This is a genomic window from Treponema sp. R6D11 (assembly GCF_054786075.1).
On the sequence record NZ_BDHD01000858.1, the window covers coordinates 1 to 472 of the forward strand.

At 39.2% G+C, this 472-nt stretch carries 1 protein-coding gene and 1 pseudogene; one reads left to right on the plus strand and one right to left on the minus strand.

Annotated elements, in window-relative coordinates; all coding sequences use genetic code 11:
• Window positions 1-105, minus strand: a pseudogene (locus ACYVTD_RS16510) (HPr(Ser) kinase/phosphatase); the annotation flags it as partial.
• Window positions 106-227: 122 nt separating this feature from the next.
• On the opposite strand from ACYVTD_RS16510, the gene ACYVTD_RS16515 reads away from it, so the two are divergent.
• On the plus strand, window positions 228-472 hold a 245-nt coding region (locus tag ACYVTD_RS16515; protein ID WP_461248751.1), incomplete at its 3' end, for an aminotransferase class V-fold PLP-dependent enzyme.

Genomic DNA, 472 nt, shown 5'->3' on the forward strand with positions numbered 1-472 from the left:
CCTTCCCAACCCCTTTCTGCCCCCAATACAGCGCAAATTTAACGAATTATGCTCTTTGAGATCGAGGTCGATTAGATCGAGTATAGTAAAAACTCTGTCCGCCATATATTATAATTTTATATTAATTATCATTACAGTTCAATAATATTCGTACTTATGCCGCAGACTTATCGACATTATTTCGTTTTTTTTGTATATTACAGGTAAATACACATTAGGAGGTTATCATGCGTGTTTACAATTTTTCTCCCGGACCTTCGGCGCTTCCCTTGCCGGTTTTGGAAAAAGCGGCGGCTGAAATGACGGATACTAACGGCTCAGGTCAATCTGTAATGGAGATGAGCCATCGTTCCAAGGATTTTAAGCCCATTATCGAAAAAACAGAATCCCTTTTAAGGGAATTAATGTGTATTCCCAGCAATTATAAGGTGCTTTTTTTACAGGGCGATTCTGGAGTGGGAAAAAGCGAAAC